Here is a 25,640-nt window from a genome sequence, read left to right on the forward strand (position 1 = left end):
GCGACAATGACGGGAGCATCCCATGAGACTTCACTGCAAGCGGGCGCTGGTGACGGGCGGGTCGGATGGGATCGGCCTGGCGATAGCGGAAGCGTTTTTGCGCGAAGGCGCCAACGTGCTGATCGTCGGCCGCGATGCCGGCAGGCTGGAGACGGCGCGCGGCGCTCTGGCCAAGGCGGCGAAGGGCGGTGCGGTGGTAGAAGCGCTGTCGGCCGATCTTGCCACCAGCGCCGGCATCGATGCGGTGGTTGCCCGGGTCAACGGATCCAGCCGGCCGCTCGATATCCTCGTCAACAATGCCGGCGTCGCCTATCTGGTGCCGTTCGAGAGCGTCAGCGAAGAGCAGTTCCAGCATTCCTTCGCGCTCAATGTGACGGCCGCCTTCTTCCTGACGCAGCGGCTGTTGCCGCGGCTCGGCGCCGGCGCCTCGATCATCAACATCTCGTCCTATTTCGCCAACAAGATGATCCCCAACCGGCCGTCGAGCCTCTATTCGCTTTCCAAGGGCGCGCTGAACTCGCTGACCAAGTCGCTCGCCTTCGAGCTCGGTCCGCGCGGCATCCGGGTCAACGCGATTGCCCCCGGCACCATCGACACCGCCATGCGGCGCAAATCGATCGAGAACCTGCCGCAGCAGGCGCAAAACGATCTCAAGGCCTATGTCGAGCGCTCCTATCCGCTCGGCCGCATCGGCCGCACCAGCGACCTCGCCGGCATTGCAGTGTATCTCGCCAGCGACGAGGCGGCATGGACCAGCGGCGGCATCTTTGCCGTCGACGGCGGCTATACGGCGGGTTGAGGCCGTCGACCGACTAGTCGCCCGTCCCACCGGCGTCAGCCGCATCGCGGAATCCAAGCGCCGCGACGGCTTCGAGGATCTGGTTGCGAAGCCAGCGGTGTGGCGGCTCGTCATCATGGCGGCCGTGCCAGTACATCCGGATCTCGGGCACGGCAATCGGGAGTGGCGGCTCGTAGGTGGCAACCGGCAGGCTCTTTGCCGCCCACACCGCGAACTGGCGCGGGACCGCGGCAAGGTAGTTTCCGTTCGCCACCGCCAGCACGACTGCCTGAAAGTGCGGCAATGCCAGGCTCACCCGGCGCTTTCGCCCGATCCTGTCCAATGCCTCGTCGGTGGAGCCGGACATCGAACCATCGATGGAGCGAAGAACGTGAGGCAGTTCGCAGAAAAGCTCCATCGGCAGACGCTCGCCCTCGGCGATCCCGGCTTGCCTGACCGCGGTGTTGCCTCTCGCGGCAATGATTGCGAATGGCGAATGGAAAAGCGGCGTGCTGGAGATCCAGTCGGCAACATCGAGCGGGCGTTCGAGCGCCGCGTCGATTTCATCCTCCTGAAGCAGCCGGGAAACGTCGCCGCGCGCGCTGTCCAGAAAACGGAACGACACGCCGGGCGCCAAGGTCGCGATGCGCGCCGCCAGCGGCGGCATCAGCAGCATGGAGAAGAAATCAGCGCCCATCAGGGTGAAGGTCCGGTCGAGCTCCGCCGGATCGAACTTTTCCGCCGACTGGAAGACGCGTTCGATCTCACGCAGCGCCGCGCGCACCGGCTCAGCCATGCTCTCGGCGCGCGGCGTCGGCACCATGTCGTTGCCGCGCCGCACGAAAAGCTGGTCGTTGAGGGCGTGGCGCAGGCGATTGAGCGCGGCACTGACGGCGGGCTGGCTGAGGCCGATCCGCTCGCCGGCGCGCGTCACGCTCCGCTCGCGCAAGAGGGCGTCGAACACCCGAACGAGATTGAGGTCGAGCGCGTTCAAATTCATCGCATCAATTCGCCCCATACGATCATTCGATTTCCGCCGCCCGCCCATCCTTGGTTAGGTCGCCGTCGAAGCCACTCGGCCGGCACCGTCAACAGGAAGGAACAGCGCTCATGACAATGATCAACCGGATCGTCGCAGGCAAGGAACTCTTCTGGTTCAACAACACGCTCGTCGCCATTCGCGTCTCCTCGGCCGATGGCGAGGACGGCATCTGCGTCGTCGAGCATCGCATGCCGCATGGCGACTCCCCGCCGCTGCACGTCCACCGGAACGAGGACGAGGTGTTCCATATCCTGGAAGGACGGCTGCGTTTTCAGATCGACGGCCACGAGCAGGTCGCCGCCGCCGGCGAGACGGTGATCGCGCCGAAAGGCCTGCCGCACACGTTCCGGGTCGAATCCGCGGAGGGCGCGCGCACGCTGACCATCACGCGCGGCTCGGATTTCGAGACGATGCTGCGCCAGGCCAGCCGCCCGGCCGGTGGAGCGGACCTGCCGCCTCCGATGCATCCGAGCCCAGAGATGATCGTAGCGCTGACGCGAATCTGCGCGGAGAACGGCATCGATATTGTCGGGCCGCCTTTGGGGTGAGCGGCGCCCCCCTTCAACCGATTTGCATCCTCGCCGCCCGCAATCTCCGCTTGATGCCATTTGTGCAACGCGATACGCCGTTGCCCAAATCGACAGACCGGAGACTTCCCGTGAGCGCTGAGAAGACCAGAACCGAAACCGATACATTCGGTCCCATCGAGGTCGCCGCCGACCGCTACTGGGGCGCGCAGGCGCAGCGTTCGCTTGGCAATTTCAAGATCGGCTGGGAGAAGCAGCCGGCCTCGATCGTCCGCGCCCTCGGCATCGTCAAGCGGGCGGCGGCCGAAGCCAACATGGAGCTGAAACGGCTCGACCCGGCGGTGGGCAAGGCGATCGTCGAGGCCGCGCAGGAGGTGATCGACGGCAAGCTCAACGACCACTTCCCGCTGGTGGTGTGGCAGACCGGCTCGGGCACGCAGTCCAACATGAATGCCAATGAGGTGATCTCCAACCGGGCGATCGAGCTGCTCGGCGGCGTCATGGGCTCGAAAAAGCCGGTGCACCCGAACGACCACGTCAATATGAGCCAGTCGTCGAACGACACCTATCCGACGGCCATGCACATCGCCTGCGCCGAGCGCATCGTGCACGATCTGCTGCCGGCGCTGAAGCACCTGCACAAGGCGCTGGTGGCCAAGAGCGAGGCATTCGCGCATATCATCAAGATCGGCCGCACCCATACGCAGGATGCCACCCCCCTCACCCTCGGCCAGGAATTCTCCGGCTATGCCGCGCAGGTCGCCTCCTCGATCAAGCGCATAGAGATGACGCTGCCCGGCCTGCAGGAGCTGGCGCAGGGCGGCACCGCCGTCGGCACCGGCCTCAACGCGCCGGTCGGCTTCGCCGAAAAGGTGGCGGACCGCATCGCCGCCATCACCGGCATCGCCTTCGTCACCGCGCCGAACAAATTCGAGGCGCTGGCAGCCCATGATTCCATGGTGTTCTCGCATGGCGCGATCAACGCGGCGGCGGCGGCGCTCTTCAAGATCGCCAACGACATCCGATTCCTCGGCTCCGGCCCGCGCTCGGGCCTCGGCGAACTGTCGCTGCCGGAAAACGAGCCGGGCTCCTCGATCATGCCGGGCAAGGTCAACCCGACCCAATGCGAGGCGCTGACGCAGGTTTGCGTGCAGGTGTTCGGTAACAATGCGGCGCTGACGTTCGCCGGCAGCCAGGGCCATTTCGAGCTCAATGTCTACAACCCGCTGATGGCCTATAATTTCCTGCAATCGGTGCAGCTGCTTGCCGACGCCTCGGTCTCCTTCACCGACAATTGCGTGGTCGGCATCGAGGCCCGAGAGGACAACATCAAGGCAGCGCTCGACCGCTCGCTGATGCTGGTGACGGCGCTGGCGCCGACTATCGGCTACGACAACGCCGCCAAGATCGCCAAGACGGCGCACAAGAAGGGCACGACCTTGCGCGAGGAGGCTTTGGCCACTGGCCTCGTCAGCGAGGCCGATTACGACCGGCTGGTGCGGCCCGAGGACATGACGCATCCGGGGTAAGTTAGTATCACCGACGTAACCGAGTGAACGATCTGTCGCCAGATCGGTGTCTTTGGTGAACAGTCCGCCTGCTCTATGTGAGGTGTCATTCCAATCCTCCCGGAGAGAGCCATGTCCATCAACACTTCCGTCGCCGGTTCGGGCGCCACGTCCAACAGTTCTGTCACGATCCTGCTCGGCCGCATCCTGCTGGCCGTCATTTTCCTGCTTTCCGGTTTCGGCAAGCTCACCGCGATTGCCGGAACCGCCGGCTATTTCGGCAGCCTCGGCCTGCCGCTGCCGACGGTGACCGCTGTCGTCGTGGGCCTGATCGAGCTGCTTGGCGGCCTCGCCATCCTCGTCGGCTTCCAGACCCGGGCCGCCGCCTGGGTGCTCGCTATCTTCACGGTCGCCACCGGGCTGGTCGCCCACACCGGCTGGGCCGACCAGATGCAGATGATCCAGTTCCTCAAGAACCTCGCCATCACCGGTGGCTTCATCCTGCTGGCCTCGTCTGGCGCCGGCGCCTATTCGATCGACGCCAAGCGCGGCTGAGACACGCTCAAGTCCGGAAACGAGAAAAGAGCGGCGCGGAAATTTTCCGCGCCGCTTTTTCGTTGTCTCTGCATGCGTCCCGATTTCAGCGTGAGCTTTCGGAGCGTAGACTGAGCAGGATGCCGGGGTGAGTCTAACAGGGTGCCGGCAAAGGAGGTGACGATGCCCCGCAACGCGCTGCTTTTGTTGTCCCGCCTGCTGCTTGCCGCCCTCTTCGTCCCTTCCGGCTTCCAGGCGCTGGCCAATATTTCCGGCACGACCAGCTATTTCGCCGGCCTCGGCCTGCCATTGCCGGCGCTCGCTGCCTGGGGCACCGGCCTGTTCGAGCTGATCGCCGGATTGCTTATCCTCGTCGGCTTCCAGACGCGGATCGTTGCCTTGCTGCTCGCCGCTTTCTGCGTGGCAGCGGGCTTCATCGGCCATCACGGCCAGGGTGGCGACGACGCCATGCTCGCCTTCCTGCACCAGCAGATGCTGATGAAGGACATCGCGATTGCCGGCGGCTTCCTGGCGCTGGCGATGGCCGGCGCCGGCGCCTGGTCCATCGACGGGCGCAGCTTCGGCGTCGGCGCCGACATCACCTGACGCTCTATTTTACCGAAACGCTCGGCCCACCCTCGACCGCCAGAACCAGCCGGCGGTTGGTGATACGCGCCAGTTGCGCCAGCCGCCCGGCCGGACGCTCGCCATAGAGGTCGGAAAGCGAGGCCGGCAGCACCAGCGCCAGCATGCCGTTGCCGCGGTTTTCCCATTTCAGCCTGGGCATCACGCCCGGCATCGCTGCCGTCATCAGGTAGACGACGCGCATCATGGCCGCCAGCACGCGGGCGCGCTCGAGGATGCGCGGCGGCGCCAGCGCCTTGATCTCGGGCGCAATGGATTCGTTGAAGACGCCGTCATGGCGATAGGCGCCGGCCAGCGCCAGATAGGCGCGGCCGGGATGGTCGACGCCGATGAAGGAGGCATGCGCGATGATGTTGAGCGACTGCCTGCCGCGATACTCGGGATGCGCGCGCCAGCCGATGTCGGCGAGCAGGCAGGCGGCCTGGCGATAGCGCGCCTCGTCCTCGGTCTCGTCGATGCCGAAGGCGGCAAAGGCCTTGCCGGTCCATTCGACCAGCTCATGCGCATGGTGGACCGAGCGCGAGCGCAACAGCGCAAGCTCCTCGGCGGCCGAGATCAGCGGATCGGCCTTCTGCTCGGCCTCGTCAAGCAGCGAATAGAGAAAACCCTCGCGCACGCCGAGCGCCGAGACGACGATCTTCGACGGCTGCATCGCCGTCATGATCTCCTGCAGCACGACCGCACCATAGGGCAGCAGCGAGCGGCGGTTCTTGGAAACCCCTTCGATGCCCTTGACCTTCTCGATCTCGGCCTTCGTCACCTGCTTCAGGAAGTTCTGCGCGCTGTCGGCCGAGATCTCGTAGTGGTGCATGACGCCGAGCGGGTAGTTTGTCATCTCCATGTGCAGCCGGGCGAGGTTTCGCCAGGTGCCGCCGACGGCGTAGAAGGCCCGGCCCTGCCCACCCTTCAAGAGCTTTGCCCGCGCCAGATGCTCGCGCGCAATCTTCTGCGCCTGGGCAAGCGAATTCTTCGCCATGTCCTGCAGGCGCAGGCCGCCGAGCGGCAGCGTGATGCCGTCGCCGATCGCCTCGCCGTTGATGTCGATCAGCTCGAGGCTGCCGCCGCCAAGGTCGCCGGCGATGCCGTTGGCCGGGTGGAAGCCGGAGATGACGCCGAGCGCCGAATAGTGCGCTTCCTGGCGCCCGGAGAGCACCCGGATCTCGGTCTTCAGCACATCCTCGGCGCGGTGGATGAAATCCGGACCGTTCACCGCCTCGCGGGCGGCGGCGGTCGCCAGCACATACATGTGCTCGGCGCCGGCCTGATCTGAGAGCGCGCGGAAGCGGCGGAACTCCTCCATCGAGCGGGTCACCGCCTCGGGATCGAGCTTGCCGGTCGAAACGATGCCGCGGCCGAGGCCGGCCAGCATCTTTTCGTTGAACAGCAAGGTCGGCGAGCGCGCCAGCCCTTCATAGACGACAAGACGGATCGAGTTCGAGCCGATGTCGATGATCGACAGCGGCCGCCGGTCCTGGAGCCGGCCCTGGGAAGCAGAAATCACGCGGCGCCGTTCTTCTTGCGGCGCTTGAACTGGGCGATGCGCTTGGGCGCATGCGACTTCAGCGCGTCACCCCGTCCGGACAGGCTCGGATTGGTCATGAAATATTCCTGCGCGTTGAACGGTTCCTCGCCCTCCTCAAGCACGACGCGCCGGGAGGTGCCGTCAGCCAATACGTCGAAACTTTGCTGGTTGTCCATGATGTTGCCCAGCATGATCTGGCCAAGCACCTGTTCATGCACAGTTGGATTGGTGATCGGCACCATGGTCTCGACGCGGCGGTCGAGATTGCGCGGCATCAGGTCGGCCGAGGAGATGTAGACGATCGCCTCGTCCGACGGCAGGCCGTGGCCGTCGCCGAAGCAGTAGATGCGGCTGTGCTCGAGGAAGCGGCCGACGATCGATTTCACTCTTATGTTCTCCGACAGGCCCGGCACCTGCGGCCTCAGGCAACAGATGCCGCGCACGACGAGGTCGATCTCGACGCCGGCACGGCTGGCGTCATACAGCGCGTCGATGATGATCGGGTCGACCAGCGCGTTCATCTTCATCCAGATGCGGGCCGGCCGGCCCTCCCGCGCATGGGCTATCTCGTCCGAAATATGCTTCAGGATACGGTTGCGCAGCGTGAACGGCGAGACGGCGAGCCGCATCTCCTCGGTGGGTTCGGCATAGCCGGTGATGAAGTTGAACAGCTGCGCGACATCGCGGGCGATGGTTGGGTCGGTGGTGAAGAAGGACAGGTCGGTGTAGATGCGCGCGGTGACCGGATGGTAGTTGCCGGTGCCGAGATGCACGTAGTTGCGCAGCTTGCCGTCCTCGCGCCGCACCACCAGCGACATCTTGGCGTGGGTCTTCAATTCGAGGAAGCCGAACACGACCTGGACGCCGGCGCGTTCGAGGTCGCGGGCCCAGCGGATGTTGGCTTCCTCGTCGAAACGCGCCTTAAGCTCAACCAGAGCGGTCACCGATTTGCCGGCTTCGGCGGCGTCGACCAGCGCGCGCACGATCGGACTGTCGTTGGAGGTGCGGTAGAGCGTCTGCTTGATCGCCACTACCTCCGGGTCGGCCATCGCCTGGCGCAGGAACTGCACCACCACGTCGAAGGATTCGTAGGGGTGGTGGACGACGATATCCTTCTCGCGGATGGCGGCGAAACAGTCGCCGCCATGCTCACGAATGCGCTCTGGAAAGCGCGGATTGTAGGGCGTGAACTTCAAATCGTCGCGGGCGACGGCGACGATCTCGGAAATCTGGCTGAGCGCCAGCGGTCCGGTGAGCACGCTGATGCGGCTCCACGAGACGCCGAGCTCGCCGGCGACGAAGTCGCGCAGCTGGGCCGGCATCGACATGTCGAACTCGATGCGGATGACCGAACCGCGGCGGCGGCGCTTCAGCGCCGTCTCGAACAGGCGCACCAGATCTTCCGATTCTTCCTCGACCTCGATGTCGCTGTCGCGGATGAGGCGGAAGGTGCCGGAGCCCTTGACCTCATAGCCGGGGAACAGCTTGCCGATATAGAGGCCGACCGCTTCCTCCAACGGAATGAAGCGGACATGGTGCTTGCGATCGGGCAGACGGATGAAGCGCTTCAGGGCCACTGGCAGGCGCAGCAGCGCGCTCATCTCCTCGCCGTTCTTGCGGTGGCGCAGTTGCAGCGCCATCGAGAAGCCGAGGTTGGGGATGAACGGGAACGGATGCGCCGGGTCGATCGACAGCGGGGTCAGCACCGGAAACACCTGCTCCTGGAAATGCTCTTCCAGCCAGGCTTTCTCGTCCTTGGTCAGCGCGTCGCGGGTGATGCTCTCGATGCCTTCCTTGTTGAGCAGCTCCATCAGCGCCGACAGGCTCTTCTGCTGGTCCTCCTGCAGGCGCTCGACCTCGCGCAGCAGCTGTTCGAGCTGCTGTTCGGGCGTGCGGCCGTCCGGGCTCTTCAGCGCGATGCCCTCGCGCACCTGGCCGGCAAGGCCGGCGACGCGGACCATGAAGAACTCGTCGAGATTGCCAGCCGAGATCGACAGAAACCGGACCCTCTCAAGCAGCGGATGGTGAGGGTTCAGCGATTCCTCCAGCACGCGCCGGTTGAACTGCAGCCAGGAGAATTCGCGGTTGACGAAGCGGTCGGGATTGCCGCTCTCGGCGCTTGCCGCCTCGATGGTGATGAACTCGCTCTGCACCGGCTTCAGTTCGTTCATTGTTCCCTGCCCGCAACCATTCTCTTTTGAGGCGCCGCTATCCCCGATGGGCCGGCGGCGCTCCAACTTGCAATTGTGACGCACGATCCTTCGTGAAGCCGTCCCGATTCCGGGGTCATGCGCTTAACCGGCTCAACTTATCCTCTGACAGGCTTTTGCGACAGTTTCATTTCATCGATCTTGCAAAGAGGCCGGTTATGATCCAGATGCAGACTGGCCGAAACAAGCCGAGACCAATTGGAGACGACGATGGCAGGCGGTTCCATTCCCCATTTCCAGAACGATGCGGGCCATCCGGCGATCGACATCGGCGTCAAGGAATTCATGTGCACGGGCGCCAACCCGCCTTTCGACCATCCGCATGTGTTCCTCGACATGGGCGACGACAATGAGAAGGTCTGCCCCTACTGCTCGACGCTCTACCGCTATTCGGCGAAGCTGAAGGCGACCGAAACGGCCCCCGCAGGCTGCCTCTATATCGACCAGGCCGCCTGATCCCCTTCCGACGATGAGCGAGACGCGGTCCCGGCAGGTCGTCATCGCCGGGGCCGGCATAGCGGGGCTGACGGCGGCGCTTGCCTTCGCCGAGCGCGGCCATCCCGTAACGGTGTTCGAACAGGCCAGGCAACTCGAGGCCGCCGGTGCCGGCATCCAGCTTTCCCCCAATGCGACGCGAATCCTCGGGCAACTCGGCGTGCTGGAGCGGCTCCTGCCGCATGCGGTGCGGCCTGAGGCGGTGGTGCTCAAGGATGCCGCCGCGCTGAGGGAACTGGCGCGTGTGCCGCTCGGACGAGCCGCCGAGAGCCGCTGGGGAGCACCCTATCTCGCCGCCCATCGCGCCGACGTGCAGGCGGCGCTGACGGCTCAGGTGGCGGAACGCCCGGATGTCGAACTCGTCACCGGCGCGCGGGTGACCGGTGTCGCCACCGGACCGCAGGACATTGCCGTGACGGCTGAAGCCGACGGCCGCACGATCGAGGCCAGAGGCCAATTGCTGGTCGGCGCCGACGGCGTCTGGTCGTCGGTTCGCGAAAAGCTCGCCGGTAAGGAGCCGAGCTTCGGCAAAAGCCGTTTCTCGGGCGAGCTCGCCTGGCGCGCCACCGTCGCGGCGGAGAGTGCCGCCGGAGAGGCTTTTGCCGCGATCGGTGCCGCGGATTGCGTCACCACCTTCCTCCATCCCGGTTTCCACCTGGTGGCCTATCCGGTAAGCCAGGGTAGCGCCGTCAACCTCGCCGCCTTCACCAGGGGCGAGCGCATCGCGGAAGGCTGGTCCGGCCATGCCGACCCGGCGATCCTCTCGGGCGCCATGCGCGGCACGGCGCCGGCGCTGGCAAGGCTTGTCGCGCTGGCCGGTCCGTGGACGGCGTTTCCGATCCACACGGTCGAGCAACAGCGCTGGACGATGCCAGACGGGATCGCGCTGATCGGCGATGCGGCGCATGCAATGACGCCGTTCGCGGCGCAGGGTGCTGCCATGGGCATAGAAGACGCCGCCATGCTTGCCGGCCTGATCGCCGACTTCCCTGCCGACTTGCGACAGGGTCTTGCCACTTGGGAGAAGCTGAGGCGGCCGCGCATCGAAAAGGTCATCCGGCGCGGCGCGCTCAACCGCCTTGCCTGGCACGCCCGGGGACCGGTGGCGGTCGCGCGCAACCTGGTGCTGGCGACACGGCCGGCGGACAAGCTCGCCGCGGATCTGGACTGGCTGTACGGGTGGGAGCAGCGGAAGGCTGTGCGCCGGTAGGTTTCGACCTCGGAGAAACGCCCGGAGGGGCGCGAAGGAATAAGGCGTTCGCCCTGATCAGCCGGAACAACGACTAGTCATACAGTTGCATCGACCATCCAAGCGACGCCGGCAGCGGGTTCCACCAGCCGGTGCGCAGGCCGGCGGTGCGCAGGCCCGCCGCCGTCCAGGTGTTGCAACCGACCAGTGCGTTGAAATGGCCGTTGGCCTCGTAGAAGCGGTCGTAGGTCGAGTAGCCGGCGTCTTCAATCACCATCGGCCCGTCTGGCCCTTGTTGAAAACTCGCCGCGATATAGTCGAGCAGTGCTGCAAAACGCGCCTCGTCGACATCGAAACCGGCGACGTCTGGATGCGGCTCCGCGATCGCGCCGGCGACATCGACATGCATCACCGAAGCATCGAGGGTCAGCGCCTTCAACACCGGCACCGCCTTCACCTGCGACCATGTCGGCGTCTCCAGGTAGAAGGCACGGCCGCCCCAGCCGAAGACGATGTAGCGCACCGCCGGCGCGTCGGAAGGCAGGCCGGCATCGGCGAGGAAATGGAAGCGCCGGCGCACCTCGTCGTCGACCGGAATGGCGATGTCGGTGTGGATCGGGTTCCTCAGCACCAGAATGTGCCGCGTGCCCTCGCCCGCGGCCGCCGCCGGCCAAAGCGGCCGCGGCACCAGCGTGCCGAAGGTCGCCGCGAGCACGATCACGGCAACCAGCATGGAAAGGAACCGCCGGAATTTTCTCATCGATGACGCCCCCGCTGCTCTGCCGCCAATCGCATCAGCGGATCCATAAGAAAAAAGCCCGGCCGCATTACGGCCGGGCTTTTTGTTCGGAGTGGAACCGCTCAGTGCAGGATCTGCGACAGGAACAGTTTTGTCCGCTCATGGCGCGGATGGTCGAAGAACTCAGCCGGCGTGTTCTGCTCGACGATCTGGCCCTGGTCCATGAAGATCACCCGGTTGGCGACCTTGCGGGCAAAGCCCATCTCGTGGGTGACGCACAGCATCGTCATGCCTTCCTCGGCCAGACCCACCATCGTCTCCAGCACTTCCTTGATCATTTCCGGGTCGAGCGCCGAGGTCGGCTCGTCGAACAGCATGATGCGCGGGTTCATGCACAGCGAACGGGCGATCGCCACGCGCTGCTGCTGGCCGCCCGACAACTGGCCCGGATATTTGTTGGCCTGTTCCGGAATTTTCACCCGCTTGAGGAAATGCATGGCGATTTCCTCCGCCTGCTTCTTCGGCGTCTTGCGCACCCAGATCGGCGCCAGCGTGCAGTTCTCCAAAATGGTCAGATGCGGGAACAGGTTGAAGTGCTGGAACACCATGCCGACCTCGCGGCGCACCTCGTCGATCTTCTTCAGATCGTTGGTCAGTTCCTTGCCGTCGACGATGATCTTGCCCTTCTGGTGCTCCTCGAGCCTGTTGATGCAGCGGATCATGGTCGACTTGCCGGAACCGGACGGGCCGCAGATGACGATGCGCTCGCCGCGCATCACCTTCAGATTGATGTCCTTCAGCACATGGAACTCGCCGTACCATTTGTGCATGCCGACGATGTCGATGGCGACATCGGTGGTCGAGATGTGCATCTTCTTGGCGTCAACCTTGATCTCGTCGGCGCTGACGGCGTTTTCGGTGGCCATGGTCAATTCCCCTTGTCGTTGTATTTGATGCATGTCGTTACCCCAAAACCGCTACACTTTTGGGCGACATGCATCAGCGTTTGTGGCCGGTGTCGAGCCGGCGCTCCGTGTACATTGAATAGCGCGACATGCCGAAACAGAACAGCCAGAACACGAAGGCGGCGAACACCAGGCCGGACTTGGCTGTCTGCGCCGTCGCCCAATTGGCGTCGGAGAAGTTCTGCTTGACGATGCCGAGCAGGTCGAACATCGAGATGATGAGGACCAGGCTGGTGTCCTTGAACATGCCGATGAAGGTGTTGACGATGCCGGGAATGACCAGCTTCAGCGCCTGCGGCAGCACGATCAGCCCCATCTTCTGCCAGTAGCCGAGGCCGAGCGAATCGGCGCCCTCATACTGGCCCTTCGGGATCGCCTGCAGGCCGCCGCGCACCACCTCCGCCATATAGGCGGCGGCAAACAGCGACACGCCGATCAGTGCCCTGAGGAACTTGTCGAACGTCACGCCTGCCGGCAAGAACAGCGGCAGCATGACGCTGACGAAGAACAGCACGGTGATCAGCGGGATGCCGCGCACAGCTTCGATGAAGATGACGCACAGCATCTTGACGATCGGCATCTTTGAGCGCCGGCCGAGCGCCAGCACGGTGCCGAGCGGCAGCGAGACGGCAATGCCGACGAAGGACAGGCTGAGCGTCACCAGCAGCCCGCCCCATTGCGAGGTCTCGACATGCGCCAGCCCGAACACACCGCCGATCAGCAGGAAGAACGAAACGATCGGCAGCACCAGGAAGAGCAGAATGGCGTTCAGCCCCTTGCGCGGCATGCGGGGCATCAGCATCGGCACCAAAAGCGCCACGAACAGGATGGCGACCAGGATCGGCCTCCAGCGCTGGTCGACCGGATAGGTGCCGAACATGAACTGTCCGAACTTGGCGTTGACGAAGGCCCAGCAGGCACCGCTCCAGCCGTCCGGCTGGATGCCGCCCTGGGCCACGGTGGCGCAGACCGTACGGTCAGGCCCCGTCCATTGGGCGTTGAGGAACGCCCAGTTGATGACCTGCGGCAGCACCCAGGCGACGATGAGGATGCCAAGGACGGTCAGGATGGTGTCGCCGACCGAGCCGACCAGGTTCTTGCGCACCCAGGCATAGAGCCCGCGTTCGCTTGGCGGCGCCGGCTGGGCAAGAGCCATCTCGGTGCGCACCCAGGACATGTCGTGTTCCTGCATGGCCCTATCTCTCCACCAGCGCCATTCTGGCATTGACCACGTTCATGACCGCGGAGGTCACCAGGCTCAGCACCAGATAGGCGATCATCATGATCAGCACGCCCTCGACCGCCTGACCGGTCTGGTTGAGCACCGTGCCGGCGGTCGCCGTCAGGTCCGGATAGCCGATGGCGATGGCCAACGAGGAGTTCTTGGTCAGGTTGAGATACTGGCTGGTCAGCGGCGGGATGACGATGCGCATCGCCTGCGGCACCACGACCAGCCTCAGGATAGGCCCGGACCGCAAGCCCAGGGCGGCAGAGGCCTCGGTCTGCCCCTTGCTGACGCCCCTGATGCCGGCGCGCACGATCTCGGCGATGAAGGCCGCCGTATAGCAGGACAGCGCCAGATAGAGCGACAGGAACTCCGGCTTGACCTGGAAGCCGCCGGTCAGGTTGAAGGTCGATTGCTTCGGCATATCAAAGGCGAGCGGCATCCCGCTCAGCAGGAAGGCAAGCAGCGGCAGACCGACGATCAGCGCAACGGAAGTCCAGAGCACCGGGAACTGCTGGCCGGTCGCCATCTGGCGCTGGCGCGCCGTGCGGGCGACGAACCACGCCATGGCAAGCCCCAGGATGAACGCCACCAGGATCAGCCAGGAGCCGTCTCCCCAGACGGCGCGCGGGAAATAGAAGCCGCGCTGGTTGAGGAAGGAGCCGAAGGGCAGATGATAGCTCTCGCGCGGCGCCGGCAGCACGGCCAGCACGCCGGAATACCAGAAGAAGATGACCAGCAGCGGCGGGATGTTGCGGAAGATCTCGACATAGACGGTGCAGATCTTCTGGATCAGCCAGTTGTGCGACATACGGCCGATGCCGACAACGAAGCCGATGATGGTCGCGGTGATGATGCCGGCGACAGCGACGATGATCGTGTTGACGAGGCCGACAAGGATGGCGCGGCCATAGGTCGAATCCGACGTATAGGCGATCGGCGTGTCCGAGATGTCGAAGCCGGCGCGTCCCTTAAGGAAGCCGAAGCCGGAGGCGATATGCAGACGTGCCAGATTGTCGATGACGTTCTGCACGATCCACCAGACCGAGCCGAACAGAATGACGATCACCAGCGTCTGGAAGAAGAGGCTGCGTACCTTGGGGTCATTGATGAAGGAAGCCCTGCTCGGCTCCTCGCGAAGGATTTCCTGCGATGCCATGCGACCGTCCCCTGGAAAGAGAAACCGGGAGGTAGACAACCTGCCTCCCGGATCACATTTCGATCAGCGGATCGGCGGAGCGTATTGCAGACCGCCCTTGGTCCAGAGCGCGTTGATGCCGCGCGCGATCTTGAGCGGGCTGCCCGAGCCGACATTCTTCTCGAACACTTCGCCGTAATTGCCGACCGCCTTGACGATGTTGACGACCCAGTCGTTGGAGACGCCGAGATCGGTGCCGATCTTGGTGTCCGCCTCCTGGCCGAGCACGCGCTTGATCTCGGGGTTGTCCGAGGCCTTCATCTCTTCGACATTGGCCTTGGTGATGCCGAGTTCCTCGGCGTCGAGCAGCGCGAAATAGGTCCACTTGACGATGTGGTACCACTGGTCATCGCCCTGGCGCACGGCCGGGCCGAGCGGCTCCTTGGAGATGATCTCGGGCAGCACGACGTGGTCGGCCGGCGAGCCGAGCGTCAGGCGGATGCCGTAGAGGCCCGACTGGTCGGTGGTGTAGACGTCGCAGCGGCCGGCATCATAGGCGGCGTTGACCTCTTCCAGCTTCTCGAACACGACGGGGTTGTACTCCATCTTGTTCGACTTGAAGTAGTCGGCAAGGTTGAGCTCGGTCGTGGTGCCGCTCTGCACGCAGACGGCGGCGCCCGAAAGCTGAAGCGCCGAGTTCACGCCGGGCAGCTTCTTGGCGTTGATCATGAAGCCCTGGCCGTCATAGTAGGTGGTGCCGACGAAGTTCAGGCCGAGCGCGGTGTCGCGGTTGATCGTCCAGGTGGTGTTGCGCGACAGGATGTCGACCTCGCCCGACTGCAGCGCGGTGAAGCGTTCCTTGGCGCTGAGCGGTGTGAACTTGACCTTGGAGCCGTCACCGAAGACGGCGGCCGCGACGGCGCGGCAGAAATCGGCGTCGATGCCCTGCCAGTCACCCTTGTCGTCCGGCGCCGAGAAGCCGGCCAGACCGGTCGAGACGCCGCACTGGATGAAGCCCTTCTGCTTGACGGTGTCGAGCGTGCCGGCCGAAGCCGCCGATGCTGTAAACCCAAGCGCGGCGGCGCCAAGAATGCCGAATGCAATGTGTTTCATGACCCACAGACCCTTTTCTGTTTTACAGGTAACCCTGTTCTCAGGTGACCCTGATCTTTTTCCCGCGTGAACGCAGCTCCCTTCCGGCCACTCCCGGACCCCGCATCGTAACCGACGCGCTGCCTCCCATTCACGAACTGCATCGAAGGCGATTATTCCAGTGAGGTCAAGGGAAATGACCGAATTCCAACGCGTTTGAAAACCGATTGCCGGAAATGCCCGAATTGCAGACAAACGCGCCCGCAAATTAGCCACGGCGGCAAACAAAGTCGGCAAAGTCCGGCCATCCCGCAGGCGCCCAACATCGGCAAAGACCAGGCTGACGTTTCATTGGGGAAAACCTCGCCGGCAACCGCGCCCTGCCGAACCGGACGGCCGACTGCATTCATCAATACAGATTGACATGCATGATGATCAGCCCGCGAACAATCACCGCACGCCGGCAAGCAGCCAGACGCCGACGGCCGCCATCGGGGCGCCCGAGATACGCGCAATCGCGCTTTCCCGATAGGCCTGATAGTCGGATCAAAGTCCGATTGTCTCAACGCAAAGGCCGGGCTCCATGTCCGTCCGCCCGGCGCGGATTTGGCACATCGAAACACTGCCGACTGGCGGACGCCGGGCGGTTGCGTGGCCAGGGCCGCCGCATTATGGCTGGCGGCACCCCCACCACAGGCGAGAGACATGGCAAAAGACAGCAGCGAACTGGGCATCAACACACGGCTTGCCCATTCCGGCAATAATCCGCGCGACTATTTCGGCTTCGTCAATCCGCCAGTCGTGCATGCCTCGACGGTGCTTTATCCCGATGCGGCGTCGATGGCGGCGCGCAGCCAGAAATACACCTACGGCACGCGCGGCACTCCCACCATGGACGCGCTGACGCTTGCGGTCGACGCATTGGAGGGCTCGGCCGGCACGATCGCCGTGCCCTCGGGCCTTGCCGCGGTGACGGTGCCGTTGCTTACCTTCCTTGCGTCCGGCGACCATCTCCTGATCGTCGACAGCATCTACCACCCGACACGCCATTTTGCCGACACGATGCTGAAGCGGCTGGGCGTAGAGGTGGAGTATTACGATCCGCATATCGGCGCCGGCATCGCCACGCTGATCAAGCCCAACACCAAAGTGGTGTTCACGGAGTCGCCGGGGTCGAACACCTATGAGGTGCAGGACATACCGGCGATCGTCAAGGCGGCGCATCAAGCCGGCGCCATGGTCATGATGGACAACACCTGGGCGACGCCGATCTATTTCAAGCCGCTCGACCACGGCGTCGACATCTCGATCCATGCGGCGACGAAATACCCGGCCGGCCATTCGGACGTGCTGCTTGGCACCGTCTCGGCCAACGAGACCTACTGGAAACAGCTCTACGAAGGTTTTTGCACGCTGGGCTGCTGTTCCGGGCCCGACGACATCTACCAGGTGCTGCGCGGCCTGCGCACGATGGGGGTGAGGCTCGAGCACCACCAGAAGAGCGCGCTTGCGCTAGCGCGCTGGCTGGAGGATCAGCCGGGCGTGGCGCAGGTGCTGCATCCTGCGCTGGAGAGCCATCCTGACCATCACCTGTGGAAGCGCGATTTCTGCGGCTCGAGCGGCATCTTCTCGATCGTGCTCAAGGGCGGCGGACAGAAAGCGCAGCACGCCTTCCTCGACGCGCTGAAGATCTTCGGCCTCGGCTATTCCTGGGGCGGCTATGAGAGCCTCGCCGTGCCGGTCTTCCTTGGCGACCGCACCATAGCCAAGGGCTCCTATGCGGGGCCGCTGATCCGCCTGCAGGTCGGCCTTGAGGACGTCGACGATCTCAAGGCGGACATATTGCGGGGGCTGGCTGCGGCGGCCGCCGCCGCCTGATCCGCGGACGGGCCCGGCCTGCGGGATCGATTCCGCGAACGGCCGCAAGGCCTTGGCGCGATTGACAAAGCCGGGGCCGCTCGTGGCGGTCCGTCCCGGCCGCGCCACGCAATATTATTCTTCCCGGCCGCAGATTTCCGGATTTGTTTGGCTTCAAAATACGGGAGTTCGGCGCCATTGCGTGCGATGCGAATTCCTCGCCATTCGTTCCAGGGCTTGCCATGGCGTTTCGCCTCTTTGTCCCCATCCTTGCCGGCGCGACGCTGCGCGAGCGGCTGCTTGCCTGCATCGGCGCCACGATCGGCATCGCGCTGACCGGCGTGATCAGCGGGCTGGCGATGGGCGGCGGCCCGCATGTCGCGCTGCTGGTGGCGCCGATGGGCGCGTCGGCCGTGCTCTTGTTCGCCGTGCCGTCCAGCCCGCTGGCGCAGCCCTGGTCGATCATCGGCGGCAATTCGATTTCGGCGCTGGTCGGCGTGACGGTGGCGCATTTCGTGCGCGACCCCGTCATCGCCTCCGGCCTTGCGGTGGCGCTGGCGATAGCGGCGATGTCTTTCACGCGCTGCCTGCATCCGCCGGGCGGCGCGGCCGCCCTCACCGCCGTGCTCGGCGGGCCGGCAGTGGTCAGCGCCGGGTTTTTGTTCCCCTTCGTGCCGGTGGCACTGAACTCGACCATTCTGGTCACACTCGGCTTCCTGTTCCACCGGCTGGCGCGGCGCAACTATCCGCATGTCGCCGCTCCCGCCGCCAACAGCCACGGCACCGCCGATCCGCCGCCACGGCAGCGCGTCGGCTTCCGGCCGGAGGACGTCGACGCGGCGCTCGCCACGCTCGATGAGACCTTCGACATCGACCGCGACGACCTCGAGCGGCTGCTCAGGCAGGTCGAGTTGCAGGCGATGGTGCGCTCGCACCGGACGCTGCTTTGCGAGGACATCATGTCGCGCGACGTGGTTTCGGTGCCAGAGGATGCGCCGGCCGACGCGGCGCGCCAGCAGCTGCTCGACCACAATATCCGCACCTTGCCGGTGGTCGACGCCGAGGCCAGGCTCTCCGGCGCGGTCGGTCTGCGCGAGCTGACGAAGGCGACCGACACTGTGAAGGGCGTGATGTCCAACGTAGGTACTGCTTCCGCCGACACGCCGGCGATGAGCCTGCTGCCGGTGCTGACCGACGGGCGCAGCCATGCGGTGGTGATCGTCGATGCCGAGCGGCGCATCCTCGGCCTGATCACGCAGACCGACCTCTTGGCGGCGGCAGCGCGTGTGCAGACACCGGACAAGGGCTTGGCGGCTGCCTAAAATAGTTTCGCCGGACTGCCGAAATCCGGGAACCTTTTTCAGGCCGGCGCGTCCAACGTCGCGAGTGTCTGTTCAGGAGATCGGCTCGAGATGCACAAGCTCGCAACACCCGTCGCGGCGCCGGCAGGGGCGGAAAGCCTGTCGGGCGACATGACGCTGGTGCGCCGGGCGCTGGCACGCGAGGCCGAAGCCTGCCGCACCATCATCAAGGCTAACAACCAGCGACTCTACCGCATCGCGCGCGGCGTGGTGCGCAACGACGCCGAGGCCGAGGACATCGTCCAGGAGGCGTATCTCCGCGCCTTCGCCAATCTTTCTACCTTTCGCGGCGGATCCTCGCTCTCCACCTGGCTTTCGCGCATCGTCATCAACGAGGCGATCGGCCGGCTGCGCAAGCGGCGACGCATGGTGGCGATGCCCGACAACCCGGAAGCGCAGATCATCCGCTTCCCCCTGAATCCCAGCGACGATCCGGAGCGGACGATGGCGCAGCGGCAGATCCTCGCACTTGTCGAACGGGCGACCGATAGCCTGCCCGACGTCTACCGCACCGTGTTCGTGGCCCGCGTCATTGAGGGCTTCAGCATGGAGGAGACCGCCGACCTGCTCGGCCTCAGGCCAGAAACGGTCAAGACAAGGCTGCACCGGGCGCGTGCGCTGGTGCGCAAGGCGCTGGACGACGAGATCGGCCCGGTGCTGCTCGACGCCTTCCCCTTCGCTGGCCGGCGCTGCGACAGGTTGACCGAAGCGGTGATGAAGCGCCTCGGTTTTGAGGGCTAGCGCGCCTCGCTATTGGCCAGCGGCCGCTTTCTGCACCGCCATCCCTTTTCCGGGAACGTTTCGCCCCTCCCCGCATCCAATGAGCGTCAACTGAAAACGAGAGCCCGGCGCCGCCGGGCGAAGGAGATGCCATGCTTTCCCGACCGACCGTTGCCCTTGCCGCCCTGCTCATGCTCGGCGCCGCGCCGCTGGCTGAGGCCGCCGACAAGCCGACCGATCCGCAGATCGCCCACATCGCCTACACGGCCGGCGTGATCGACGTCGAGGCGGCGAAGCTGGCGATCGAGAAGTCGAAGACCAAGGAGGTCGTCGATTTCGCCAACGACATGGTGCGCGACCATGAGGCGGTGAACGTCCAGGCGCTCGATCTGGTCAAGAAACTGAACGTCACGCCGGAGGACAATCCGACCAGCCAAGCGCTTACCAAGGCGGCGGAGGAGGAGCGCGCCAAGCTCGCCAAGCTCGACGGCGCGGCCTTCGACAAGGCCTATGTCGAGAACGAAGTCGCCTATCACAAGCAGGTCAATGGCGCGCTGGAAACTCTGCTCATTCCGTCAGCCAGCAATGCCGAGCTGAAGGGCCTGCTGGAGACCGGGCTGAAGATCTTCCAGGGGCATGAGCAGCATGCCGAACATGTCGCCGGCATGCTGAAATGAGGGCGCTGCCGCTCATCGGCGCGCTGGCGCTGGCGTTCGCCGCCAGCCCGGCGCCGGCCGCCACGATCACGGTGACCATCGACAGGCTGGTCTTCTCGCCGGCACGCATCGAGGCGAAGGTCGGTGACACGATCGAATGGGTGAACAAGGATGCGTTCGCCCACACAGCCACTGTGAAAGGCGGCTGGGAGGTGATGATCCCGCCGAAGTCGACGGGAAGGATGACCCTCGAGGAAGCCGGCACGGTCGACTATTTCTGCCGCTTCCATCCCAACATGAAGGGCCGTCTCGACGTTTCGCCCTGATCCGCCGCCTGGTCGAGCGCAAGCGAGGCGCGCCTTGCCTCGCTCGGCCGGGTGATGTGTGTCCATGAGCCGTCATAGACGGGTTTGCGGCGCTCGATCCAGGCGTCAAGGCCTTCGCGCAGGTCTGCGGTCGGGGCGATCCGGGCGAACTGCTCGGCCTCGACCAGCAGGCCCTCGGCGATGCCAAGGTTGATGCCGCGCGCCACCGCGGTGAGGACGCTGGCCACCGCCGCCTGCGAATGGCTGATGATGCGCCGCGCGAGATCGTGTGCCGCCGGCATCAGCTCGGCATGCGGCACGATCCCGTTGACGAGGCCGAGCTCCGCAGCACGCTCCGCCGAAAAGGCCTCTCCCGTCAAAAGCAGCTCCAGCGCCCGCTTGCGGCCGGCCAGCCTCGGCAGGCGCTGCGTGCCGCCGAAGGTCGGCGGCATGGCGAGGTTGATCTCGGGCTTGGCGAACAAAGCGCGGTCGCTGGCAATCGCCAGCGGCACGGCCTCGGTGATCTCGCAGCCGCCGCCGAAGGCAATACCATTGACGGCGGCGATGACCGGCTTGCGGAAGGCTTCCAGCCGCGCCGTCAGCCGCTGGCCACGCATGACGAAGTCGCGCAGCGCCACATCCGCGCCCGCGGCGACGCTGGCCGAAAATTCGTGGATGTCGCCGCCGGCCGAGAAGGCCCGCTCGCCGGCCCCGGTGAGGATGACGGCACGGACCGAATCGTCGGTCTCGACCGCGTCGAGGATCTCGAGCAGGCGGTCGATCAGCGCGTAGTTCAAAGCATTGAGTTTCTCGGGGCGATTGAGGGTCAGCACCGCAACGCGGTCGCGGGTTTCGCAAAGCACAGGCTCGGTCATGTTCTTCCTCTCAGGCATGGAATGGCCGGAAAGGATCAGTTTTCGGATTGCCTGTATATTCACTAGTCGGTATACTTGACGGCATGCGCGAACCCGCCAACCCCACCCGCAAACGCCTCGTCGATGCGGCGACGAAACTGTTCTATGCCGAAGGCGTCGGCCGCGTCAGCGTCGATGCGGTGGCTGAAAAGGCAGGGCTCACCAAACGCACGCTCTACTACCATTTCCGGAGCAAGGACGATTTGATCGCCGCCTATCTCGACGGCCGCGACCAGCCCAACATCAAGCAGATGTCCGGCTGGTTCGAAGCGGCCGAGGGCGGCGTCGACAGGAAGGTCGCAGCGATCTTCACCAATCTGGCGCGCGTGGCGAAGCACCCGAAGTGGAGAGGCTGCGGCTACCTGCGCACCGCAGCCGAACTCGCCGCGATGCCCGGGCACCCGGCGGTGAAATCCGGGTCGCGCCACAAGACCAATTTCGAGAAATGGCTGGCCGGAGAGCTTTCAAGCCATAACGTCAGCGAGCCCACCATGCTGGCGCGCGAGATCGTGCTTCTGATGGACGGCGCCTTCTCCAGCATGCTGATCCACCACAATCCCGATTACATCACCGCCGCCGGCCACGCGGCAGCGACGCTGGTCAAGGTGCGGATGCAGACGGCGGCTCCCCCAGCAGCCAGTCGACCATCGCGGCGGCGTGGGCGGGTGATCGGTCGGGCGCCAGGATCGAAAGGCTGAGGCCTGTCGGCACGCGCTGCGGGAACGGCGCCACAAGCGAACCGGCGGCGAGCGCGCGCGACACCAGCGCCTCGTGCCCCATCAGCACGCCGGCGCCGTCGACCGCCGCCTGCAGCGCCATGCTGTAGAGCGAGAATTCCGAACCGGACTCGATCGACGGCCCTTTCACGCCGGCCGCCTCGAACCACAGGGCCCAGTCGCCGGTCCAGGTCGTGTCCCACAACAGAAGCTGCGCGGCGAGGTCGGCCGGTGTCTTCAATTGCCGTGCCAGCGCCGGCGCGCAGACCGGGTAGATGAAATCGTCGCAGAGCTTGAAGGCGCGACTGCCGGCCGGCGCCTGCCTGGTCAGGAAGATGGCGAGATCAAAAGGCTCGCGGCGGAAATCCGGCGGCTCCTCCAGCGCGTGGATCGACGGGCGGAGCGCCGGCAAAGCAGCGCGCAGCGCCGGCAGGCGCGGCGCCAGCCACAGCTGCGCGATCGAAGGCAATGCCGCGATGCTGACCTGCGGCCGCGGCGCCGAGATGCGCAGCTCCTGCACGGCCAGGCCCATGGCATCGAAGGCGGTGGAGAAGGACGGCAAAGCGGCGCGGCCGGCGTCGGTCAGATGCAGCCCTTGCGCATGGCGCACGAACAGCGGCGCGCCGAGCCAGGCCTCCAGCGCCTTGACCTGGTGCGACACCGCCGCCGGGGTGACGCCAAGCTCGTCGGCCGCCTTGGCGAAGCTCTCGTGGCGGGCCGCCGCCTCGAAGGCGCGGAGCGCGTTGAGCGGCGGCATGCGCGGACGCGGCGGATTGACGGCCATGGCTTTCCCGAGACAGCGCCGGCGGCCGTTACCCCGCCGGCGCGAAAAAAACTTCTATTTGAGGGCCACCGGGGTCAGCTTGCCGTCGACCTTCCGCCACTCAAATACGACGAAGCCCGGCTGCTTGATATCCCCCTTGGCGTCATAGGAGATGGTGCCGAGCACGGTCGGGATACCTGCCCCCGAATGGAGAAAGTCCGACGCAGCCTTGGGGTCGTCGGCTTTCGCCTTGTCGATGGCCTCGGCAAGGATCTGCGTCGCGGCATAGGCATAGAGGGTGACGGCCTCGGTCGGCACGTTCTTCGCCTTGAGGTCGGCGACCGCATCCCTGGCCTCGGCGAAGGTCGCCGGATCGGGGAATGACGTCATCAGCGTGCCTACGGCACCGTCGCCGCCGATGGCGCCGAACTCGCTGTTGGAGATGCCGTCGCCACCCATCAGGATGGTGGTGACGCCCTGGTCGTGCATCTGGCGCACGATCAGCCCGGCCTCGGTGTGCTGGCCGCCATAATAGACAAGCTCGGCGCCCGATTGCTTGATCTTGGCGACGAGCGGGCTGTAGTCCTTCTCGCCGGGGTTGATTTCCTCGTGCAGCACTTCCTTGCCGCCGCCGGCGTTGTAGGCGCGCGCCATCTCGTCAGCGAGGCCCTTACCCGCCGTCGACTTGTCGTCGATGATCGCCACCTTCCTGCCCTTGAAACGCTCGAGCACGAATTTGGCGGCGATGGTGCCTTGCTGGTCGTCGCGGCCGCAGGCGCGAAAGGCGTCCCACAGGCCGCGCTCGGTGACCATCGGGTTGGTGGCCGTCGGCGTCACGAATAGCACACCGTTCTCGGCATAGATATCGGAAGCCGGAATGGTGACGCCGGAATTGTAGTGGCCGACGACATAATGCACGCCATCGGCGACGAATTTGTTGGCGACCGACACACCCTGCTTCGGGTCGGAGACATCGTCGCCGACCGAGACGGTGAGTTTCTGGCCGAGCACGCCGCCCCTGGCGTTGATGCGCTCGACCGCCGTCTCGACGCCGACGCGATACTGTTCGCCGTAAGCGGCGTTCGGCCCCGACATCGGACCGGCGACGCCGAGCACGATATCCGCCCTGGCGGAACCGGCGGCGGCGGCCGTCATCAGGGCAGCAGTCATCATTCGCAGAATCATGCGCATTTTATTCCCCTTTGTTTTTGAGAAAGCGGGCTCCTCGCCCGCGCCTTCAGGCGCTCAGGTCACGAAATGCAGTTTTGTGAACCGGCGCCGGAATTCACTGACATCGGCAGCGACCGCGTCCGGCGCGTCGTTGCCGCGCAGCCCCCTGGCGATGAGCGCGGCAAGCTCGGGCATGTCCTTCTCGGTCATGCCCCAGCGCACGATCTCCGGCGTCCCGAAGCGCAGGCCGTTCATGTCGCCGTCGACCGCCGCGATCGGCAGGCCGATGCCGCAGGTGAGGATGTTCGCCCGCCTGAGTTTTTTCGCCGCCGCCTGCCCGCCGCCGAATTCGGCCGCCTGGACGGCGAACTGGTGCGAGGTCGTGTGGCCCTTCGCCGTCGCGAACACCGGCAGGCCGCGCTCCACGAGTTCGCTCGCAAGCGCCTTGGCGGTGCCGGCCATGGCGGCGGCATAGGCGCGGCCATGCGCCTTCCAGTCGAGCAGCGTGATGGCGAGCGCGGCGGACTTGGCGGCATCGAAATTCGCCGTCATGCCGGGAAAGGCGATCCTGTCCAGTTTCTCGGCGATGTCGGCGTCGTTGGTGACGATCAGGCCGGAAGGCGGGCCGCCGAGGCTTTTATAGGTGCTCATCGTGATGAGATGGGCGCCCTCCTCCAGCGGCTGCTGCCAGGCGTGGCCGGCGATCATGCCGCAGAGATGCGCCGCGTCGAACAGCACCAGCGCGCCGACCTCGTCGGCGATCGCCCGGATCTCGCGGATCGGATGCGGCAGAAGGTTGAGGCTGCTGCCGATGGTGATCATCTTCGGCCGCACCTTGACGGCCAGTTCGCGCAGCCCGGCGACGTCGACCGTATAGCCATCGGCATCGACGGGCGCCGTATGGATGTCGAGCCCATAAAGCCCGGCGCAGCCGGCCATGTGGTGCGTGACATGGCCGCCGACGGAGGGCGAAGGCACAATCACGCTGTCGCCGGCCCGCGCCGCGACCATGAAGGCATAGAGGTTGGCAATGGCGCCGGAAGGCACACGGATCTCGGCATAGCGGGCGCCGAACACTTCGGCCGCCAGCTCGGCCGCCATGACCTCGATGCGCTCGATGCCTTCCAGCCCCATCTCGTATTTGTCCCCGGGATAGCCGAGCGACGGGCGCGAGCCGAGGCCGGAGGCAAGCGCGGCCTCAGCCCTGGGGTTCATAACATTGGTCGCCGGATTGAGGTTGACGCAGTCGGCCTCATGGATGGACCGATTGAGCGCGATGCCCGCCTCGATCGCCGCAACCACGGCGTCGCGCCCCTGCCCGCTCGTTTCCGTGGCGAGCCGCTGGATAAAATCCTCAGACTGCGAGGGAACCCAGGGCCTGCGAGCAAGAGCGGTCATTTTTGTCTCCACCGTGATGCTGAATGGTGGCGGCGATGCTATGCCGGCGCAAACGAGTAGTTCTAGGGGCCAGGCTTAGGAATTTTAGGGGTAGGCATAGTTGGCGGCGACCGGGCCATCTTGAATATCGGACATTCGGGCTCCGACCGCTTCCCATTGATTGCGCCCGTT

The 25,640-nt window shown here is 65.3% G+C and carries 25 protein-coding genes; 13 read left to right on the forward strand and 12 right to left on the reverse strand.

Annotated elements, in window-relative coordinates; all coding sequences use genetic code 11:
• The first annotated feature begins 22 nt into the window (after positions 1–22).
• On the forward strand, positions 23–799 hold the full coding sequence (locus tag JG743_RS20955; RefSeq protein WP_202292659.1) for an SDR family NAD(P)-dependent oxidoreductase: 777 nt from the start codon (positions 23–25) through the stop codon (positions 797–799).
• Positions 800–812: 13 nt separating this feature from the next.
• Here JG743_RS20955 and JG743_RS20960 read toward each other — a convergent pair whose 3' ends face one another.
• Positions 813–1,778: a LysR family transcriptional regulator gene (locus JG743_RS20960; protein WP_202292660.1), complete on the reverse strand. Its 966-nt coding sequence runs from the start codon at positions 1,776–1,778 to the stop codon at positions 813–815.
• 110 nt (positions 1,779–1,888) lie between these two features.
• On the opposite strand from JG743_RS20960, the gene JG743_RS20965 reads away from it, so the two are divergent.
• The 4 genes from JG743_RS20965 (at position 1,889) to JG743_RS20980 (ending at position 4,995) form a co-directional block, all read left to right on the forward strand.
• Complete coding sequence (locus JG743_RS20965) at positions 1,889–2,368, forward strand: cupin domain-containing protein (RefSeq protein WP_244672845.1); 480 nt, start codon at positions 1,889–1,891, stop codon at positions 2,366–2,368.
• Positions 2,369–2,478: 110 nt separating this feature from the next.
• Complete coding sequence (gene fumC, locus JG743_RS20970) at positions 2,479–3,876, forward strand: class II fumarate hydratase (protein WP_202292661.1); 1,398 nt, start codon at positions 2,479–2,481, stop codon at positions 3,874–3,876.
• A 111-nt stretch (positions 3,877–3,987) separates the two neighbouring features.
• The gene (locus JG743_RS20975) at positions 3,988–4,410 is read left to right on the forward strand and encodes a DoxX family protein (protein ID WP_202292662.1); all 423 of its coding nucleotides are present in this window, start codon (positions 3,988–3,990) and stop codon (positions 4,408–4,410) included.
• Positions 4,411–4,572: 162 nt separating this feature from the next.
• On the forward strand, positions 4,573–4,995 hold the full coding sequence (locus JG743_RS20980; RefSeq protein ID WP_202292663.1) for a DoxX family protein: 423 nt from the start codon (positions 4,573–4,575) through the stop codon (positions 4,993–4,995).
• Between the two features lie 4 nt (positions 4,996–4,999).
• Here JG743_RS20980 and ppx read toward each other — a convergent pair whose 3' ends face one another.
• Together ppx and JG743_RS20990 are read right to left on the reverse strand one after the other, a co-directional pair.
• Positions 5,000–6,535, reverse strand: a complete 1,536-nt coding sequence (gene ppx, locus JG743_RS20985; protein ID WP_202292664.1) for an exopolyphosphatase — start codon at positions 6,533–6,535, stop codon at positions 5,000–5,002.
• Positions 6,532–8,727, reverse strand: a complete 2,196-nt coding sequence (locus JG743_RS20990; protein ID WP_202292665.1) for an RNA degradosome polyphosphate kinase — start codon at positions 8,725–8,727, stop codon at positions 6,532–6,534. Before JG743_RS20990 ends, ppx begins: the two co-directional genes overlap by 4 nt.
• Before the next feature lie 249 nt (positions 8,728–8,976).
• On the opposite strand from JG743_RS20990, the gene JG743_RS20995 reads away from it, so the two are divergent.
• A complete protein-coding gene (locus tag JG743_RS20995; protein ID WP_202292666.1) occupies positions 8,977–9,222 on the forward strand; it encodes a zinc-finger domain-containing protein in 246 nt (81 codons plus the stop codon).
• Positions 9,223–9,235: 13 nt separating this feature from the next.
• Complete coding sequence (locus tag JG743_RS21000) at positions 9,236–10,471, forward strand: FAD-dependent monooxygenase (protein ID WP_202292667.1); 1,236 nt, start codon at positions 9,236–9,238, stop codon at positions 10,469–10,471.
• 73 nt (positions 10,472–10,544) lie between these two features.
• On the opposite strand, the gene JG743_RS21005 is transcribed toward JG743_RS21000, so the two are convergent.
• The 5 genes from JG743_RS21005 to JG743_RS21025 all read right to left on the reverse strand — a co-directional run bounded on the left by JG743_RS21005 (position 10,545) and on the right by JG743_RS21025 (position 15,630).
• Positions 10,545–11,210: a TIGR02117 family protein gene (locus JG743_RS21005; RefSeq protein WP_202292668.1), complete on the reverse strand. Its 666-nt coding sequence runs from the start codon at positions 11,208–11,210 to the stop codon at positions 10,545–10,547.
• 101 nt (positions 11,211–11,311) lie between these two features.
• A complete protein-coding gene (locus tag JG743_RS21010) occupies positions 11,312–12,115 on the reverse strand; it encodes an amino acid ABC transporter ATP-binding protein (protein WP_274608495.1) in 804 nt (267 codons plus the stop codon).
• A 73-nt stretch (positions 12,116–12,188) separates the two neighbouring features.
• The gene (locus JG743_RS21015) at positions 12,189–13,346 is read right to left on the reverse strand and encodes an amino acid ABC transporter permease (RefSeq protein WP_202292669.1); all 1,158 of its coding nucleotides are present in this window, start codon (positions 13,344–13,346) and stop codon (positions 12,189–12,191) included.
• A gap of 4 nt (positions 13,347–13,350) precedes the next feature.
• Positions 13,351–14,538 carry an amino acid ABC transporter permease gene (locus JG743_RS21020; protein ID WP_202292670.1) on the reverse strand — a complete coding sequence of 396 codons (1,188 nt, stop codon included), beginning with the start codon at positions 14,536–14,538 and terminating at the stop codon, positions 13,351–13,353.
• Positions 14,539–14,601: 63 nt separating this feature from the next.
• A complete protein-coding gene (locus tag JG743_RS21025; RefSeq protein ID WP_202292671.1) occupies positions 14,602–15,630 on the reverse strand; it encodes an amino acid ABC transporter substrate-binding protein in 1,029 nt (342 codons plus the stop codon).
• Between the two features lie 684 nt (positions 15,631–16,314).
• On the opposite strand from JG743_RS21025, the gene JG743_RS21030 reads away from it, so the two are divergent.
• From JG743_RS21030 to JG743_RS21050, 5 genes are all read left to right on the forward strand, one after another.
• Positions 16,315–17,487: a cystathionine beta-lyase gene (locus JG743_RS21030; protein WP_202292672.1), complete on the forward strand. Its 1,173-nt coding sequence runs from the start codon at positions 16,315–16,317 to the stop codon at positions 17,485–17,487.
• A gap of 221 nt (positions 17,488–17,708) precedes the next feature.
• Complete coding sequence (locus JG743_RS21035; protein WP_202292673.1) at positions 17,709–18,788, forward strand: HPP family protein; 1,080 nt, start codon at positions 17,709–17,711, stop codon at positions 18,786–18,788.
• 90 nt (positions 18,789–18,878) lie between these two features.
• Positions 18,879–19,568, forward strand: coding sequence for an RNA polymerase sigma factor (locus JG743_RS21040; RefSeq protein ID WP_202292674.1), 690 nt, complete (start codon positions 18,879–18,881; stop codon positions 19,566–19,568).
• Positions 19,569–19,699: 131 nt separating this feature from the next.
• Positions 19,700–20,224 (forward strand): DUF4142 domain-containing protein, encoded by a 525-nt coding sequence (locus JG743_RS21045; RefSeq protein WP_202292675.1) that lies wholly within the window; start codon positions 19,700–19,702, stop codon positions 20,222–20,224.
• On the forward strand, positions 20,221–20,529 hold the full coding sequence (locus JG743_RS21050; RefSeq protein ID WP_202292676.1) for a cupredoxin domain-containing protein: 309 nt from the start codon (positions 20,221–20,223) through the stop codon (positions 20,527–20,529). The genes JG743_RS21045 and JG743_RS21050 overlap by 4 nt, the downstream gene beginning before the upstream one ends.
• Here JG743_RS21050 and JG743_RS21055 read toward each other — a convergent pair.
• The gene (locus JG743_RS21055) at positions 20,475–21,383 is read right to left on the reverse strand and encodes a crotonase/enoyl-CoA hydratase family protein (protein ID WP_202292677.1); all 909 of its coding nucleotides are present in this window, start codon (positions 21,381–21,383) and stop codon (positions 20,475–20,477) included. The genes JG743_RS21050 and JG743_RS21055 overlap by 55 nt on opposite strands.
• An 83-nt stretch (positions 21,384–21,466) precedes the next feature.
• On the opposite strand from JG743_RS21055, the gene JG743_RS21060 reads away from it, so the two are divergent.
• Positions 21,467–22,120 carry a TetR/AcrR family transcriptional regulator gene (locus JG743_RS21060; RefSeq protein WP_202292678.1) on the forward strand — a complete coding sequence of 218 codons (654 nt, stop codon included), beginning with the start codon at positions 21,467–21,469 and terminating at the stop codon, positions 22,118–22,120.
• Here the strand turns inward: JG743_RS21060 and JG743_RS21065 are convergent.
• From JG743_RS21065 to JG743_RS21075, 3 genes are read right to left on the reverse strand one after another with little or no spacing between them, the layout of a single operon-like run.
• Positions 22,023–22,922, reverse strand: a complete 900-nt coding sequence (locus JG743_RS21065) for a LysR substrate-binding domain-containing protein (protein ID WP_244672846.1) — start codon at positions 22,920–22,922, stop codon at positions 22,023–22,025. The two genes, JG743_RS21060 and JG743_RS21065, sit on opposite strands and share 98 nt — an antisense overlap.
• Positions 22,923–22,976: 54 nt before the next feature.
• Complete coding sequence (locus tag JG743_RS21070) at positions 22,977–24,092, reverse strand: branched-chain amino acid ABC transporter substrate-binding protein (RefSeq protein ID WP_446720869.1); 1,116 nt, start codon at positions 24,090–24,092, stop codon at positions 22,977–22,979.
• A 54-nt stretch (positions 24,093–24,146) separates the two neighbouring features.
• Complete coding sequence (locus JG743_RS21075) at positions 24,147–25,469, reverse strand: serine hydroxymethyltransferase (RefSeq protein ID WP_202292679.1); 1,323 nt, start codon at positions 25,467–25,469, stop codon at positions 24,147–24,149.
• Positions 25,470–25,640 lie beyond the last annotated feature (171 nt).

Origin of the sequence: Mesorhizobium sp. 131-2-1, assembly GCF_016756535.1 — a bacterium.
Classification (GTDB): domain Bacteria; phylum Pseudomonadota; class Alphaproteobacteria; order Rhizobiales; family Rhizobiaceae; genus Mesorhizobium.